The organism is Pseudomonas sp. MC6 (genome assembly GCF_054790575.1).
Genome location: NZ_CP186504.1, coordinates 1,022,279 through 1,036,612, shown reverse-complemented (window position 1 = coordinate 1,036,612; position 14,334 = coordinate 1,022,279). Strand labels below are relative to the sequence as shown.

Here is a 14,334-nt window from a genome sequence, read left to right as displayed (position 1 = left end):
CTATTGTGGTCACCCGATAGCTAATGTGGGAGCGAGCCTGCTCGCGAAGAGGCCGGCCCAGTCACTGCAAATGCTGGATCAAGCCGCCCACTGCAAAATCAACCAGCTGTTAGCGCCACTGATCACCACAAACAACCCCCAAGCCAGCACCCGAGTTGGCCAGCGATTCACAAACGGCCCCATCAACTTTTTATCATTGGTCATGCGGATCAATGGATACAGGGCAAACGGCAATTGCAGGCTCAACACCACCTGACTCAGCACCAGCAGCTTGCCAATCGCGTTATCGCCCATCAGCCACACGCCGATAAACGCTGGAATCAACGCCAGCCCGCGAGTGATCAAGCGCCGCTGCCAGCAGGGGATCCGCAGGTTCAGGTACCCCTCCATGATCACCTGGCCGGCGATGGTGCCAGTGAAGGTCGAACTCTGCCCCGATGCGAGCAACGCGACGCCGAACAACACGCTGGCCAGCGCGCCGCCGACCAGCGGATCGAGCAAGTGGTAAGCGTCCTGAATGTCCACCACGTCGGTGTGCCCGGACTGGTGAAACGCCGCTGCGGCGAGAATCAGGATCGCCGCGTTGACCAGCAACGCCAGCGCCAGCGAACCGATGGTGTCGATACGCGCCAGTTTCACCGCGTCCTGCTTGCTCGCCAGGTCCTTGCCGATCATCCGCGTCTGCACGATCGAGGTGTGCAGATAGAGGTTATGCGGCATCACCGTCGCACCGAGAATACCGATGGCCAAGTACAACGGCGCCGCCTCGCCAATTGCCGCCAGCGACGGTTTGAAACCTTGGGCGACGTCAGGCCAGTAGGGTTTGATCAGCAGCAGTTCAACGAAGAAACACACGCCGATGGTTGCGACCAACACCAGCATGATCGCCTCAAGCCTGCGGAAACCGCGATTTTGCAGCGCCAGCACCAGCAAGGTATCGAACGCCGTCAGGGCAATGCCGAAGGTCAGCGAACAGCCAAGCAGCAAGTGGAACGCCAATGCGCAGCCGAGCACTTCGGCCAGATCGGTGGCGATGATCGAGATTTCCGCCAGCACCCACTGCAGCCGTGCAGTCGGCGTGCTGTAGCGCTCGCGGGACAGTTGCGCCAGATCGCGCCCGGTGGCGATGCCCAGCCGCGAACACAGACATTGCACGACCATGCCCGCCAGACTCGCCAGCAACACCACAAACAACAGGCTGTAGCCAAAGCGTGAACCGGCCTCGATCGCGGTGGCCCAGTTGCCCGGATCCATGTAGCCGATCGACACCAGCAACCCGGGACCGGCAAAACGCAGCACGCGTTTGAAGAACGCGGCATTAGGGTCAACCGCAACACTACCAGCCACTTCCGGCGGGCAAAACGGCGCGGTGGCGATTTTGGGCAAACTGAATTTCACGCACACATCCAGAAACAAGTCGGAAAGACGCAGCTTAGAGGTTTCCGCCACAGCCTTGAAGCGCAAAAGAATCTATCGACTCACCCCCAACAACTGTTCGCGCAACTCCGGACTGCGCGTGCGCGGATCCAGCCAGATATCGAAAAACGCGCGGGCAAACAGCGGGTCATCAATCTCATGCTGCAACTGCTGACCGACAAAAAACCGCGCGCCCTGCCCCGGCAGATACACGCCGGTAATCCGCGTGCCGGCCTGCACATCGACGAACGATTGCTGCATCTGGATCTGCCAACCGGCCAATTGCGCCGGGCTGACGCGGCCATCGGCCAGGCGTTTGATTTCGTCGACGCTGGCCTTGACCAGGTCGTCGCGGGAAATGCTGCGGCGGTAGATCAACTCCAGCGCAAACGGCTGACCGTCGACCAAGGGCCGCGCAGCACTCCACAGGCGCGCGTTGTAGACATCGAAACCGAACACGCTGTAATCGCCGGTGCCAATGATCTGCGCGCCGGGCACGGCGTCCTGCCAATTGGCCCAGGTTGGCGTCAGCAATAGCGCCCACAAGCCGATGCCGCAGCATCCCCGCAACACCTTCGGTGTTCTGTTCATCGCGGCATCGACTCCGGCAAGCCCTGATAGTCAAAGCATAGCCGGGTATCGTCGCCGGCACTTTGTATACAAAAACAGCACACATAGGCAGCAATCGCCGATCGACAATGCTAACGTGGCGAACCTTCAACGGATGGAGACTCCTGCGTGCTGATCCTCAAACTGCTGCTGATTCCCGGTTTTCTGCTGCTGATTTCCCTGGCGGGCAAACGCTGGGGGCCGAGCGTGGCCGGGTGGCTGTCGGGATTGCCGGTGGTGGTCGGGCCGATTCTGTTTTTCCTCGCCATCGAACAGGGCTCAGCGTTTGCAGCGCAGTCGGCGGTGGCGGCGTTATCGGCGATGTTCGCGATGATTGCGTTCTGCATCACCTACGCGCAGGTCGCGCAGCGAGCGAACTGGCCGTTGGCGTTGGCGGCGTCGCTGTCGGTGTGGGCCGTGATCGCTGGGGTGTTGTCACTGATCCCGGCGTCGCTGCCGTTTTCGGTGGCGGCGGCGGCGGTTGCGCTGCTGGCATCGCCGTATCTGTTTCCCACGGTGCAACCGGTGCTCAGCGGCCCGGCGCCGAAGTCGGACAAACTGATCTGGCGGATGATCGCCGGCGCCGCGTTGACCCTGGTGGTGACGATGCTCGCCAGCACCGTCGGCGAGCGCTGGAGCGGATTGCTCGCGGTGTTTCCGGTGCTCGGCAGTGTGATGGCGGTGTTCTCGCAACAGACCCGCGGCCCGGCGTTTACCGCCGCATTGTTACGGGCGACGGCGACCGGCATGTATTCGTTCTCGGCATTTTGTCTGGTCTCGGCGCTGACCTTGCCAAGCATGGGGCTGGGTGGATTCGCCATCGGTGTGGCAGTGTCGGTGGCCATGCTCGGCGTGACCAAACGCCTGTTGGCCCGTCCGTTGGCGAAAGCGCAGGCGCAGTAACCGCTCGGATGATTCGCGCTGGAACGCCCGCCCCCCTCCGTGGGATGATCGCCCGCCTCGCGCGACCATCCACCGGAGATTCACATGTCATTGTTGAGCAAAAAAGCCGTCGTCCTGCTGGTGGCTGCCCTCGCCGGTTTCGGCGCCCTCCACGCGCAAGCGGCCAAGAAAAATGCCGGCACCGAGAAAGTCTCGATGCTCGAGGGCAAGTTCACCTTTGTGCTGCCAAAAGGTTTCGTCGCCGACCCGCTGCCGACCAGCCCGAGCGGGACCACGGGCACGATGTACACCAACGAGGCCACAAAAACCGTGGTCATTACCGCTGAAAACAAGATCCCCGAAGGCCAGCACGTCAAGGACAACGACGGCCAGTTCCTCGACGGCAGCGTGTCGAGCTTCATCGAAGATCAGCGCAAGGCCTTGCCGGATTTCAACAAACTCAGCGAAAAAAGCCTGACCCAGAAAGGCACCGGCCTTGGCCTTCGTCAGGTCGACAGCACTGCGACCCAGGGCGGTGGCCAGACCCTCAACACCACGCTAATGGCCGGCTCCGGCACGAAGATGGCGCTGGTGCAGGTGATCTCCCGCGCCAGCGACAAGAGGGGTCACGATGCCTTGGTGAAAACCATCCTCAAGGATTGAGCTGCTGCAACCAGCCGTTCAAGTCGCGCAGCTCGGCCGCACTGATACTGTGGCCGACGCCGGGATAGGCATGGAACTGCGGTTTGTAGCCCAGTTTCTGTAGTTGCGCATTTGCCTCAGTGCCGTTTTTATACGGCACCGGATCATCGGCCGTGCCGTGGCCGATGAAGATGCTCAGTGGCAACGGCTGCTGTTCGGCCTTGAGTTCACTCTTCAACACCGGCAACAAACGCCCGCTCAACGCGGCGATCCCGCCGACCGCCACTGGCGGCCGCAGCCCGACCTCGTAGGTCATCATCGCGCCCTGACTGAAGCCGATCAGGAACACCTTGCTCGGGGTGGTGTGATATTTCTGCGCCGCTTGCGCGATAAAGTCGCGAAGCTTCTGGCCACTGACCTTCAGATCATCGGTCTCGCCGTTGTAGGCGCCTTCACCTTTCTTGCGAAACCACTGGAAACGTCCTTCACCCAATGACAGCGGCGCCTGCACCGACAGGTAGTTGTATTGCGCCGGCAGCTGGAATTTCATGCCGATCAGATCGGCTTCGTTACTGCCGTAGCCGTGCAGGAAAATCACCAGCGGACGCGCCACGGCGTCGGCATGCACCTGTTCGATGTACTTGAGTGGCAGATCGGATTGCAGCGTGGTTTGCGCCTGCACGGCGCTGGACGCCAGCAGGGTCAAGAGAGCAAAGACCTTCAACATAGAGCCTTCCTTCACGGAGTGTCGGGTTCGGGGGGAGCCTAACATCCTCGGCCGAGGATCCAAATTCGGTGGTGTTGCTGATGCCGCCATCGCGAGCAGGCTCACTCCTACATTTGGAATGCGTTCCCCTGTAGGAGTGAGCCTGCTCGCGATGAGGCCATTAGCCCCAACGGAGATCCGGTCAGTCGTTGGTCAATTTTCCTGTACGAAACGCCACCCGCCCCGCCACTTTCGCCTGCCAGATCCCCGGCTCGGTGTAGCGCCCGCGATCCAGCGCAAACAACACGCCACTGGTGCCTGCACGCACGGTGGTCACGCGATCCTGCAACGGATCCACCACTTCAAACAGCGCATCGCCCTGCTCCACCCACTCACCAGCATTGCGCAGGAAACTCACCACGCCATGGTGCGGCGCAAACAGGTATTCAGTGCCCTCGAACGGCAGACCTTCACAGCACTCGCTCGGCGCCGCCGGCCACTCGCCGCTGATGAACCCCTGCTCCGCGAGAAAACCGAGAATCGCTTCACAATTGGCCTGCGCCTGATCGACCCGGGTGTCGCCCATGCTGCCCAGTTCCAGCGTGGTCGCCAGGTTCGCTGCTGGAATCGCGGCATTCGGGAACGCCCGCGCCAGACGCAGCCACGGCGTCGAGCAGGACTCATCGAACGAACTGCCGCCGGAATCTTCACACAGCAGCGCCACGCCAGCCTTCAAACGTGCCGCCAGCGATTGCCACTGAGGCCAGTGCTGCGGCAGCGCGTACAAGTGAATCGCCGCGTCGAAATCACAATGCAAATCGAGGGTGATGTCGGCATCGCAGGCATGGCGCAGCAACAAACGATGCAAGGCTTCCAGTTGCGAGGCCGGGGCCGGCAGCTCATCGAACACCTGGCCCATGGTTTGGCGGATCAGCGCAACGTTGGCCTCGGCGTCCGCGCCCAGACGTTCACCGATCAACGCCCCGACCGGTGCGCTGAGTTCGACGAAGGCACGGTTGAAGTTCTTGCCGCTGCCCAGTTCGAAGCGGCCCATGTGCGCGCCTTGCAGGTGTTGATCGAGGCCGATCGGGTTGGCCACCGGCACCAATTCGATCACGCCTTGCAAACGGCCTTGCTGCTCGAGTTCATTGAAGCGCTGCTTGAGCTCCCACGCGGTGCGCATGCCCGGCAGTTCATCGGCGTGCAGGCTGGCCTGGATGTACACCTTGCGGGTGCCCGCGCCATAGCGAAACACGCTGAGCGAGCGTTCGCTGCCCAAATGGCTCCAGGGCAGAACATGGTCGATGCGTTGCATGGGTAACTCCTCAATATCTGGATCACAAAGATCCCCTGTAGGAGTGAGCCTGCTCGCGATAGCGGTGGGTCAGCCAACACATTCATTGAATGACACACCGCTATCGCGAGCAGGCGAAGGCCTACAAGGGTCTCACCACAATTAGAGCGCAAAAAAAGTGGCCACCGCGCAAACGGGGCCACTTTTTTCTACGGCGTATTAATGGCCGTACACATCAAAGTCGAAGTATTTGTCCTGGACTTTCTTGTACTCGCCATTGGCGCGGATTTCGGTGATGGCTTTGTTGAATTGCTCGGCCAGCGCGGTATCGCCCTTGCGCACCGCAATGCCGGCGCCACCGCCGAAGTACTTGGCGTCTTCGTAGGTCGGGCCAACGAATTCGAAGCCTTTGCCGGCGTCGGTTTTCAGGAAACCGTCGCTGAGGTTGACCGAGTCGGCCAGCATCGCGTCGATACGCCCGGAAACCATGTCGAGGTTGGCTTCCTGCTGTGAGCCGTAACGCACCAGGTCGATCCCGGCTGGCACCAACACTTCGGTGGCGTAACGGTCGTGGGTGCTGGCACGCAGCACACCGACTTTCTTGCCTTTGAGCTCGGTCAGCGGGTCTTTCACGCCCGAGCCTTCCTTCATCACGAAGCGCGCCGGGGTGTGATAGTACTTGATGGTGAAATCGACGTTCTTCTTGCGATCATCAGTAATGGTCATCGACGACAGAATGGCGTCGATCTTCTTCACTTTCAGCGCCGGGATCAGGCCATCGAATTCCTGCTCGACCCAAGTGCATTTGACTTTCATCTGCGCGCACAGCGCATCGCCGATATCGACGTCGAAACCGGTGAGTTTGCCGTCAGGGGTTTTCATCGAGAATGGCGGGTAACCGGCTTCGATACCGATGCGGATCGGCTTGGCGTCTTCGGCCACAGCGGTCAGGGACAACATCGACAGTGCCAGGGCACCGAACATCACTAGCTTCTTCATTTATAACTCCTGTGTGCGGAGGCTTTTATTGGCAGCTTTCGATTCAGCGTTCGGTCATGGCCAATTGGCTACAAAAACCGAAGTGGCCGGCAGTCTATGGCGGCGCGCACAGGGTAAATTGTGTTTAAGCGACAAATACTTACGAAAGATCGGCGCACCGATTGACCGGGGTCAACGGGTGCGCCGTCGTGGTGCAAAGGCTGTAGGACAAGCGCTTTTTTTGCTCAGGAATTCTCTTAAACGGACGTCAGCATTCGCAGCCGATGGCGGTTTTGCCGACTTGCTCAACGCTCAGTTGAAAGCCTTCATCCAGCCATCCGGTAACGCCGCCGATCATCTCCTTGACCGGATACCCCAGCGCCGCCAGTTTCACCGCTGCCTTGTTCGCGCCGTTGCAGTGCGGGCCGGCGCAATAGACCACGAACAGCGTGGTTTTCGGGTAACTCGCCAGTTCCGCCGCCGTCAGCAAACGGTTGGGGATGTTGATCGCGCCCGGCACATGCCCGCGCTCATAGGCCAGTGGTCCACGGACGTCGACCAGGACAAAATCAATCTCGCCAGCCTCTTGGCTGCTGAAGACGTCAGAACAATCGGTCTCGAAGGTCAGACGATTGCTGAAGTGCATCAGGGCAATCGCCGACGTAGCGGCAGGGATGTCGCGAACCAGACTGACCATGGGTGTTGCTCCTTTATCTGAACGGGTGTGAACAGACTTTATCGAGCGGTCGCTTGCGGCTACAGTGGCGCACAAGACACTCACCGGGAATTTTCCGCCAAATGCCGACATCACCAGGTCTGGTCGCAATTCTGGCCTACGACGGCCTCTGCACATTCGAGTTCGGCATCGCCGTGGAGGTCTTCGGCCTGACCCGGCCGGAGTTCGATTTCCCGTGGTACACCCACGCCATTGCGGCGGTCGATCAAGGCCCGATGCGCGCCTTGGGCGGGATTCAGGTGCTGGCCGATGGCGGTCTGGAATTGTTGGCCGAAGCGCGCACCATCATCATTCCCGGCTGGCGCGATCGCAGTGCGCCGGTGCCTCCAGCATTGATCGACGCGCTGTGCCAGGCCCATGCCCGAGGTGCGCGATTACTGTCGATCTGTTCCGGTGTATTTGTGCTGGCGGCCACCGGCCTGCTCGACGGCCACGGCGCCACCACCCATTGGCGGTACACGGCGGAACTGGCGCAGCGCTTCCCGGCGATTGCTGTCGATGCCGATGTGCTTTACGTCGATTCCGGTCAGTTGATCACTTCGGCCGGCAGCGCGGCCGGGATCGATGCCTGCCTGCATCTGGTGGCACGGGACTTCGGCACGCAAGTCGCCAACTCGGTGGCGCGGCGTCTGGTGATGTCGCCGCAACGTACTGGCGGTCAGGCGCAGTTCATTCCGACACCAGTCAGCCCTACCCCGCGCAATGATCTGTCGCGGGTGATGCAATGGGCGCGCGAGCGTTTGCATGAACCGCTGGAGGTGCGCGATCTGGCCAGTGAAGCGGCGATGAGTGAGCGTACGTTTCTGCGGCGGTTTACCGAGGCTAGCGGGCAGTCGCCCAAGGCGTGGTTGCAACATGAACGGTTGGCGCGGGCGCGGGAGTTGCTGGAGAGTACGCCGGACAATACCGAGCAGATTGCCGAGCGTTGTGGTTATCGGTCGGTGGAGAGTTTTCGTGTGGCGTTTCGTGGGGTGGTGGGGGTGCCGCCGTCGGTGTATCGGGAGCGGTTTGGGCGGGGTGTGAGGGTTGAATCCTGAGGTGATTTTGAAGGCGCCTTCGCGAGCAAGCTCGCTCCCACAGGGGGTACGCATTTCAAAGGTGGGAGCGAGCCTGCTCGCGAAGTCGCCCAGTCAAACGCAGCATCATTTAGACATCAGCCACAAGGCTACAGCGCCTTGCGCCTTTGCCTACAACTACGCCAGAATCCGCCGGCTTGTGCGGCTTGGGGGCTGCCGGTAACTTGGTTCGCGTCACTGAATGTTCAGTGATCGGGTTTAGTCGCTCGGTGTCATCTCTAGCTAGCAAGCTGTTATTCAGTCTGGCATTTCCATGCCTGCACTCAATGGCGGCTATGCGCAGGGCGCTTTCGAGCGCGCCGGTTTAGCTAGGAGGCCGGTCGACTAACCTGCGTATAGCTGCCACCCAATGTTTAGTCGCAAACGGTGTCAGCCTCATTGAGGTTTCCTAGCATATGTTCAAAATAACGCCGAATCCGCCCGAAACAGAAGCGGAAGTCGATCCAAATCCAACGTCCCCCTATTCCACACCGGGCTCCAGAAAACTCCACGAAGCCGCCGAACGCGCCCTCGATCATTACCTGAAACCCACACCGCCATCACCACCGCGCAGACCCAGCACCATGTTCCTCGTCGACCCGAACACCGGCGCCGAAGACCTCATGGCCCACGCCTGCGAATCCATGGCCTCGGCCAGCATCATGCTCAGCGACTTCGCCGCCCTGCTCGACTCGCCCTACCGCAACACCGTGCTTGGCATCCAGCAAGTGGTCATGCTCGGCGAACTCGCGGTCAACCGCGCCCTCGACAAAATCGAACCCGCCCTGAGGCAATAAACATGTCCAACAAAACCGATGCACAAGTCGTCGCGGCACTGGTGGCCATGGGCTTCAATGAGCGGGACGGACGCTGGGCACAGAACGCCTGCCTGGTGCTGTTCGAAAGCGAACGCGAATCCATCGTCGCCTCCGCCGTCACCGCCCTTCCCCAACTCGATGAACTGGAAATCGACGCCGTGCTACCCGCATTGCGCCGCGTAACCCGCCGGTTCCCCTCACTGCAAAGAACCGTGGCCGACACACTGGCCGAGATGTCGCACGCGGCCTGATTGACCGCGTGATCGTTCTTCGCGAGCAGGCTCGCTCCCACACTAGATCTGCGGTGGCTCATGGTATTTGAGTACACCGCCGATCCAATGTGGGAGCGAGCCTGCTCTCGATGGCGTTCTTTCTGCCGACGGATATCTATAACTGCAATCCTCGCTTGATTTATATCCGTTCTGATATAACCTGTTATTAAAGTTCTTTCCGCCATTCCTTGCAACACAACGCTGCATCACGATTCCAACCGGGCGATTACGCTTTTCCTATCAACAAGGAGAAGTCGATGCCAAGACACAAGGATGTGAGGTTTGTCGGGAGTGCGCTTAAAGATCTGAAAGAATTCCCACCCGATGCCCGCAGAGCAGCGGGGTTTCAGTTGGATCTCTTGCAGCAGGGCGACGAACCGTTTGATTGGCGGCCAATGAAAACGGTCGGACGGGGCGTCAACGAAATCAGAATCACCGAGGACTCAGGGGCGTTTCGAGTGTTCTACGTGGTCAGCCGACCTGAAGCGATCTATGTGCTGCACGCCATGCACAAGACCACGCGCAAAACTGAAACGCGAGATATCGAACTGGCACGCGCCAGATACCAGGAAATAAGGTAGACCATGATGGATCATCAAAATCTTTCCCAGCGCTATTCAAGTGTCTGGGATGCACTGGAAGACACGCCGCAGGATGCCGCCAATATGCGTCTGCGGGCTAAACTGATGCGCACGCTTTGCGAGACCATTCGAGCTTGGGAGCTTCCTCAAAAAGAAGCAGCCAAACGCTTGGGAATTACCCAGCCACGGCTTAACGATGTGCTCAATGGAAAAATCGACAAGTTCTCTTTGGATGCGCTGGTCAATTTGTCAGCCGCAGCAAAGCTGGAGGTAGACATCTGTTTCCCTTTGGGTCAACCGCTGCAATGGGCCTGATACAAAGCTGACTCGTCGCCAACATTTTGTACAAAAAAATGATGAGGGGGCATCGCCCCTCTCACGGCCAAAGCAGACCCTGCTCAACTCAATCCTCCCGCGTAAGCACTTCCAACAACTCAATCTCAAACACCAGATTCGAATTCGGCGGGATCTTGCCCATCGTCCGCTCGCCATACCCCAGATGCGCCGGCACCAGCAATTTACGTTTGCCCCCCACCTGCATCCCCATCAAGCCCTGATCCCAACCCTTGATCACCCGCCCGGTGCCAATCACGCACTGAAAAGGTTTGCCACGGCTGTAGGAAGAATCGAACTCGCTGCCGTCTTCCAGCCAGCCCGTGTATTGGGTGGTGATCAGCGCGCCTTTGACGGCGGCTTTGCCTTCGCCGATCTGAAGATCGATTACCTGTAGTTCATTGGTCATGTTCGTGGACTCTTTACGGTTGGCCCGATCGGGCGCGGATGGCGTTTTTCGCAGAATCCGCTGCCGATGGCAATCCATGGAACCGAAACACGCGCCATCGCTCACATGTTTATCGACATCGTATTAAGCCAGGGAAGCTCTGATGACCGACTCACTACTGCGCAGTTTTATTCCACCCTACATCCTCAACCGCATCATCGCTCATGGTTCAACGCCGCAGCGTACGGCAGCGATGCTCACGCTCAACCATGTACGCAGCCTGTTGCCCAATCCAGGTGCTCCCGCGCAACCGCCGGCACGGGCGATCCTGCCCGAGAAGAGCAAGCCCGGTCTGGCCGAACGCAGCGTGCATGATGCGCAGAACAAAATGCTCCTGCCGGGCAAGATCGTGCGGCTTGAGGGTCAACCGCCGAGTGGCGATGCGGCGGTCGACGAGGCTTACGACGCGCTGGGCGCCAGCTATGATTTCTTCTGGAAAGTGTTCGGTCGCGACTCGATCGACAATCAGGGCTTTGCCCTGATCGGCAGCGTGCATTACGGCCAGGGTTACGAAAACGCTTTCTGGAATGGCGCCCAAATGGTGTTCGGCGACGGTGATGGCGAAATCTTCCAACGCTTTACGCGCTCGCTCGACGTCATCGGCCATGAACTGGCCCACGGTGTGACCGAAAGCGAGGCCGGGCTGATTTATGCTAACCAGTCCGGCGCGTTGAACGAGTCGCTCTCGGATGTGTTCGGCGTCTTGACCAAGCAATACACGCTCGGCCAGACAGCCGAACAGGCAGACTGGTTGATCGGTGCCGACCTGCTGATGCCGAAGATCCAGGGCAAGGGCCTGCGCTCGATGTCGCACCCCGGAACGGCGTATGACGACCCGTTGCTGGGCAAGGATCCGCAACCGGATCATATGCGCAAATTCGTCATCACCAGCGAAGACAATGGCGGCGTGCATATCAATTCCGGCATTCCCAACCGCGCATTTTATCTGGCAGCCCGAGCGTTTGGCGGCTTCGCTTGGGAAAAGGCCGGACGAATCTGGTACGACACGCTTTGCGATAACCGCTTGAGCCAGGACGCAACGTTTGCCGGGTTCGCCCAGTTGACGGTCGAACATGCAGGCCAGCGCTTTGGCGCCAACGAAGTCGGTGCAGTGCAACAAGCATGGGCGCAGGTTGGCGTGGAAATAACTGAGGAGGTTGTATGAAAACGCTGCCTGAACTGGACGACAAATCCGTAGTACGCGTATCCCGCCAGGGTGGCGTGGCGGCGATTCATAGCCTGACCCGACCGCGAGAAATCGAATTCGCGCAATGCGACATCAGCCAACGCTCAAGGATCTGCTCGGTGTTGGAGGGTTGCCTGCCCCTGGACAGCAGCGAATCCGGCCGTGGGGATGAGCGCTTTTATCAAATCGAAGTGAGTTATCACTCGAAGAAAATGCTGCTCAAAGTGCCCGAAGACCAGGCACCTGAGAATCTGGTAATGCTCTGGGACAAGGGAGAGTTGTTATAAAGGCGAACGGTGAACAGCCAGCCATCCATGGCTGGTGGAAAGACCGGATTTAACGCTCCACCGGTTGCATCTCGACAATTGTCCCGTTGGTAATCATCACCATCACGTACTTGTCGTTGATCTGCACCCACTGGGCCTGCTCGATCGGTGCTTTCAGGCCTTTGGCTTTCCAGTTTTGCAGGGCCTTTTCATTGCGCTGATACATTTCAGGCGCCCGGTCGTTGACCTTCAACTCGCGGTCGCTGGTCGGCGACTGCACGGCCTGTTCATTTGAGGTTTGCGCCGCTTGAACAAGTGGGCTGATCCCGGCGATGCCGGCGACGAGGGCCAGGCTGGCGATTAGGGTTTTGCTGTTCATCGGTGAACCTCCTGAGATGTGTGCTACCTGAACTCGGACTGCCGGGTTCGGGAATCATTCCTTGTTTTTTTGTTTGGACTGGTTGGGGATTGTAGATGTCTGTAAGGCCGCCATCGCTGGCAAACTAGCTCACACAAGATTTCAGGGCGTTGCCAAAATCAGAGAGCACGCCGCAGAACCTGTGGGAGCGAGCTTGCTCGCGAAGGGGCCGGCACATTCGACATCTTCATTGCCTGGACCACCGCTTTCGCGAGCAGGCTCGCTCCCACAGGTTTAGTCAGGGCGACTCTGGATTGATCCACTTTGCACATCAATCCATGCCAATAATGCAATTAACATCTCGTTACACCTGCGCCACCATCCGCCTCAATAAAAACCGTGCGCCGCCCTCCCGTCGCGCACGTCATAAAAGCGGTGGAGTACTTTTCTATGACAGCCTCAATCCCTCACAACGGCTCGCGGGCCGGTGCCATTTTCCGGGTGACCTCGGGCAACTTCCTCGAACAGTTCGATTTCTTTCTGTTCGGCTTCTACGCCACGCAGATCGCGGCGGTGTTTTTCCCGGCGAGCAGTGAATTCGCTTCTCTGATGATGACCTTTGCCGTATTCGGCGCAGGCTTTTTGATGCGTCCGCTGGGCGCCATCGTGCTCGGTGCGTACATCGATGATGTCGGCCGGCGCAAAGGTTTGATCGTCACGCTGTCGATCATGGCCAGCGGCACGATCCTGATTGTGCTGGTGCCCGGATACGAAAGCATCGGCCTGTTTGCACCGGCGTTGGTGTTGATCGGGCGCTTGCTGCAAGGCTTCTCGGCCGGGGCGGAATTGGGCGGTGTGTCGGTGTATCTCGCTGAGATCGCCACGCCGGGTCGCAAAGGTTTCTTCACCGCTTGGCAGTCGGCCAGTCAGCAGGTGGCGATCATTGTCGCCGCTGCTTTGGGCTATGCGCTGAACGCGTGGATGGCGCCGGAGGTGGTGGCCGATTGGGGCTGGCGGATTCCGTTTTTCGTCGGCTGCATGATCGTGCCGTTCATCTTTTTCCTGCGCCGTAACCTGGAGGAAACCGAAGAATTCGCCGCACGCAAACACCGCCCGAGCATGGGCGAAGTGTTCCGCACCCTCGGCCAGAACTGGGGCGTGGTACTCGGCGGCATGTTGATGGTCGCGCTGACCACCACCGCGTTTTACCTGATCACCGTGTACGCGCCGACCTTCGGCAAAACCGTGCTGCACCTGAGCACCTCCGATGCGCTGTTGGTGACGCTGCTGGTCGGTGTGTCGAACTTCTTCTGGCTGCCGATTGGCGGCCTGTTGTCCGACCGTATCGGCCGTCGTCCGGTGCTGATCGCCATGTCGCTGCTGGCTCTGGCTACCACCTACCCGGCGCTGTCGTATCTGGTGCAGTCGCCGAGTTTCAGCCACATGTTGCTGTCGCTGTTGTGGCTGTCGTTTATCTACGGCTTGTACAACGGCGCGATGATTCCGGCGCTCACCGAGATCATGCCGGTCGAGGTTCGCGTTGCCGGTTTCTCCCTCGCCTACAGCCTGGCCACCGCCATTTTCGGTGGTTTCACTCCGGCGATGTCGACCTTCCTGATTCAGTACACCGGCGACAAAGCCGCACCGGGTTACTGGATGAGCATCGGCGCGCTCTGCGCTTTGTGCGCCACTCTTTATCTGTACCGCCGTGCCGGTGGTCGTCTGCAACCTGTCGCGGCCTGAGGAAAACTCGC

18 protein-coding genes are annotated in these 14,334 nt (G+C 59.6%); 10 read left to right on the top strand and 8 right to left on the bottom strand.

The genetic code is table 11. The features are described 5' to 3' along the window. Nucleotides 1–78: 78 nt before the first annotated feature. Nucleotides 79–1,347 (bottom strand): Nramp family divalent metal transporter, encoded by a 1,269-nt coding sequence (locus ACOYXE_RS04825; RefSeq protein ID WP_460929777.1) that lies wholly within the window; start codon nucleotides 1,345–1,347, stop codon nucleotides 79–81. A gap of 123 nt (nucleotides 1,348–1,470) precedes the next feature. After that, entirely contained in the window at nucleotides 1,471–2,007 is a 537-nt protein-coding gene (locus ACOYXE_RS04820) for a chalcone isomerase family protein (RefSeq protein ID WP_123594251.1), read from the bottom strand. A gap of 147 nt (nucleotides 2,008–2,154) precedes the next feature. Between ACOYXE_RS04820 and ACOYXE_RS04815 the strand changes: the two genes are divergently transcribed. Next, nucleotides 2,155–2,928, top strand: a complete 774-nt coding sequence (locus tag ACOYXE_RS04815; protein WP_460927964.1) for a hypothetical protein — start codon at nucleotides 2,155–2,157, stop codon at nucleotides 2,926–2,928. Nucleotides 2,929–3,012: 84 nt separating this feature from the next. Further along, nucleotides 3,013–3,570, top strand: a complete 558-nt coding sequence (locus ACOYXE_RS04810; RefSeq protein ID WP_160058545.1) for a DcrB/PsbP domain-containing protein — start codon at nucleotides 3,013–3,015, stop codon at nucleotides 3,568–3,570. Here the strand turns inward: ACOYXE_RS04810 and ACOYXE_RS04805 are convergent. The 4 genes from ACOYXE_RS04805 to ACOYXE_RS04790 all read right to left on the bottom strand — a co-directional run bounded on the left by ACOYXE_RS04805 (nucleotide 3,560) and on the right by ACOYXE_RS04790 (nucleotide 7,224). After that, nucleotides 3,560–4,276, bottom strand: a complete 717-nt coding sequence (locus ACOYXE_RS04805) for an alpha/beta hydrolase (RefSeq protein ID WP_460927963.1) — start codon at nucleotides 4,274–4,276, stop codon at nucleotides 3,560–3,562. The genes ACOYXE_RS04810 and ACOYXE_RS04805 overlap by 11 nt on opposite strands. Before the next feature lie 181 nt (nucleotides 4,277–4,457). Further along, the gene (locus ACOYXE_RS04800) at nucleotides 4,458–5,570 is read right to left on the bottom strand and encodes a M14 family metallopeptidase (RefSeq protein ID WP_160058547.1); all 1,113 of its coding nucleotides are present in this window, start codon (nucleotides 5,568–5,570) and stop codon (nucleotides 4,458–4,460) included. Between the two features lie 198 nt (nucleotides 5,571–5,768). Then, nucleotides 5,769–6,548 (bottom strand): ABC transporter substrate-binding protein, encoded by a 780-nt coding sequence (locus ACOYXE_RS04795; protein WP_016775210.1) that lies wholly within the window; start codon nucleotides 6,546–6,548, stop codon nucleotides 5,769–5,771. Nucleotides 6,549–6,795: 247 nt separating this feature from the next. After that, nucleotides 6,796–7,224, bottom strand: a complete 429-nt coding sequence (locus ACOYXE_RS04790; RefSeq protein WP_460927960.1) for a rhodanese-like domain-containing protein — start codon at nucleotides 7,222–7,224, stop codon at nucleotides 6,796–6,798. Between the two features lie 101 nt (nucleotides 7,225–7,325). On the opposite strand from ACOYXE_RS04790, the gene ftrA reads away from it, so the two are divergent. The 5 genes from ftrA to ACOYXE_RS04765 all read left to right on the top strand — a co-directional run bounded on the left by ftrA (nucleotide 7,326) and on the right by ACOYXE_RS04765 (nucleotide 10,304). Continuing rightward, nucleotides 7,326–8,300 (top strand): transcriptional regulator FtrA, encoded by a 975-nt coding sequence (ftrA, locus tag ACOYXE_RS04785; RefSeq protein WP_160058549.1) that lies wholly within the window; start codon nucleotides 7,326–7,328, stop codon nucleotides 8,298–8,300. Nucleotides 8,301–8,734: 434 nt separating this feature from the next. Continuing rightward, on the top strand, nucleotides 8,735–9,115 hold the full coding sequence (locus ACOYXE_RS04780) for a DUF6124 family protein (RefSeq protein ID WP_460927957.1): 381 nt from the start codon (nucleotides 8,735–8,737) through the stop codon (nucleotides 9,113–9,115). Nucleotides 9,116–9,117: 2 nt separating this feature from the next. Further along, nucleotides 9,118–9,387, top strand: coding sequence for a hypothetical protein (locus ACOYXE_RS04775; protein WP_160058551.1), 270 nt, complete (start codon nucleotides 9,118–9,120; stop codon nucleotides 9,385–9,387). 278 nt (nucleotides 9,388–9,665) lie between these two features. Then, nucleotides 9,666–9,989 (top strand): type II toxin-antitoxin system RelE/ParE family toxin, encoded by a 324-nt coding sequence (locus tag ACOYXE_RS04770; RefSeq protein WP_160058552.1) that lies wholly within the window; start codon nucleotides 9,666–9,668, stop codon nucleotides 9,987–9,989. 3 nt (nucleotides 9,990–9,992) lie between these two features. Then, complete coding sequence (locus ACOYXE_RS04765; protein ID WP_405123365.1) at nucleotides 9,993–10,304, top strand: helix-turn-helix domain-containing protein; 312 nt, start codon at nucleotides 9,993–9,995, stop codon at nucleotides 10,302–10,304. Nucleotides 10,305–10,392: 88 nt separating this feature from the next. Here the strand turns inward: ACOYXE_RS04765 and ACOYXE_RS04760 are convergent, their stop codons facing one another. Beyond that, nucleotides 10,393–10,731 carry an FKBP-type peptidyl-prolyl cis-trans isomerase gene (locus ACOYXE_RS04760; RefSeq protein ID WP_160058554.1) on the bottom strand — a complete coding sequence of 113 codons (339 nt, stop codon included), beginning with the start codon at nucleotides 10,729–10,731 and terminating at the stop codon, nucleotides 10,393–10,395. Nucleotides 10,732–10,873: 142 nt separating this feature from the next. Between ACOYXE_RS04760 and ACOYXE_RS04755 the strand changes: the two genes are divergently transcribed. Together ACOYXE_RS04755 and ACOYXE_RS04750 are read left to right on the top strand one after the other, a co-directional pair. Continuing rightward, a complete protein-coding gene (locus ACOYXE_RS04755) occupies nucleotides 10,874–11,935 on the top strand; it encodes a M4 family metallopeptidase (RefSeq protein ID WP_160058555.1) in 1,062 nt (353 codons plus the stop codon). Further along, nucleotides 11,932–12,243 carry a protealysin inhibitor emfourin gene (locus ACOYXE_RS04750; RefSeq protein WP_160058556.1) on the top strand — a complete coding sequence of 104 codons (312 nt, stop codon included), beginning with the start codon at nucleotides 11,932–11,934 and terminating at the stop codon, nucleotides 12,241–12,243. Before ACOYXE_RS04755 ends, ACOYXE_RS04750 begins: the two co-directional genes overlap by 4 nt. Before the next feature lie 49 nt (nucleotides 12,244–12,292). Here the strand turns inward: ACOYXE_RS04750 and ACOYXE_RS04745 are convergent, their stop codons facing one another. Beyond that, nucleotides 12,293–12,601: an RcnB family protein gene (locus ACOYXE_RS04745; RefSeq protein WP_160058557.1), complete on the bottom strand. Its 309-nt coding sequence runs from the start codon at nucleotides 12,599–12,601 to the stop codon at nucleotides 12,293–12,295. A gap of 429 nt (nucleotides 12,602–13,030) precedes the next feature. Here ACOYXE_RS04745 and tcuC point away from each other — a divergent pair, with 429 nt between their 5' ends. After that, the gene (tcuC, locus tag ACOYXE_RS04740; RefSeq protein ID WP_160058558.1) at nucleotides 13,031–14,323 is read left to right on the top strand and encodes an MFS transporter; all 1,293 of its coding nucleotides are present in this window, start codon (nucleotides 13,031–13,033) and stop codon (nucleotides 14,321–14,323) included. Nucleotides 14,324–14,334 lie beyond the last annotated feature (11 nt).

Bases quoted from the DNA above. Each gene is read 5' to 3' on its own strand.
- ACOYXE_RS04755 (WP_160058555.1), top strand. From the start codon at position 10,874: ATGACCGACTCACTACTGCGCAGTTTTATTCCACCCTACATCCTCAAC.
- ftrA (WP_160058549.1), top strand. From the start codon at position 7,326: ATGCCGACATCACCAGGTCTGGTCGCAATTCTGGCCTACGACGGCCTC.
- ACOYXE_RS04780 (WP_460927957.1), top strand. From the start codon at position 8,735: ATGTTCAAAATAACGCCGAATCCGCCCGAAACAGAAGCGGAAGTCGAT.
- tcuC (WP_160058558.1), top strand. From the start codon at position 13,031: ATGACAGCCTCAATCCCTCACAACGGCTCGCGGGCCGGTGCCATTTTC.
- ACOYXE_RS04750 (WP_160058556.1), top strand. From the start codon at position 11,932: ATGAAAACGCTGCCTGAACTGGACGACAAATCCGTAGTACGCGTATCC.
- ACOYXE_RS04765 (WP_405123365.1), top strand. From the start codon at position 9,993: ATGATGGATCATCAAAATCTTTCCCAGCGCTATTCAAGTGTCTGGGAT.
- ACOYXE_RS04795 (WP_016775210.1), bottom strand. From the start codon at position 6,548: ATGAAGAAGCTAGTGATGTTCGGTGCCCTGGCACTGTCGATGTTGTCC.
- ACOYXE_RS04800 (WP_160058547.1), bottom strand. From the start codon at position 5,570: ATGCAACGCATCGACCATGTTCTGCCCTGGAGCCATTTGGGCAGCGAA.
- ACOYXE_RS04775 (WP_160058551.1), top strand. From the start codon at position 9,118: ATGTCCAACAAAACCGATGCACAAGTCGTCGCGGCACTGGTGGCCATG.
- ACOYXE_RS04805 (WP_460927963.1), bottom strand. From the start codon at position 4,276: ATGTTGAAGGTCTTTGCTCTCTTGACCCTGCTGGCGTCCAGCGCCGTG.
- ACOYXE_RS04745 (WP_160058557.1), bottom strand. From the start codon at position 12,601: ATGAACAGCAAAACCCTAATCGCCAGCCTGGCCCTCGTCGCCGGCATC.
- ACOYXE_RS04810 (WP_160058545.1), top strand. From the start codon at position 3,013: ATGTCATTGTTGAGCAAAAAAGCCGTCGTCCTGCTGGTGGCTGCCCTC.
- ACOYXE_RS04820 (WP_123594251.1), bottom strand. From the start codon at position 2,007: ATGAACAGAACACCGAAGGTGTTGCGGGGATGCTGCGGCATCGGCTTG.
- ACOYXE_RS04770 (WP_160058552.1), top strand. From the start codon at position 9,666: ATGCCAAGACACAAGGATGTGAGGTTTGTCGGGAGTGCGCTTAAAGAT.
- ACOYXE_RS04760 (WP_160058554.1), bottom strand. From the start codon at position 10,731: ATGACCAATGAACTACAGGTAATCGATCTTCAGATCGGCGAAGGCAAA.
- ACOYXE_RS04790 (WP_460927960.1), bottom strand. From the start codon at position 7,224: ATGGTCAGTCTGGTTCGCGACATCCCTGCCGCTACGTCGGCGATTGCC.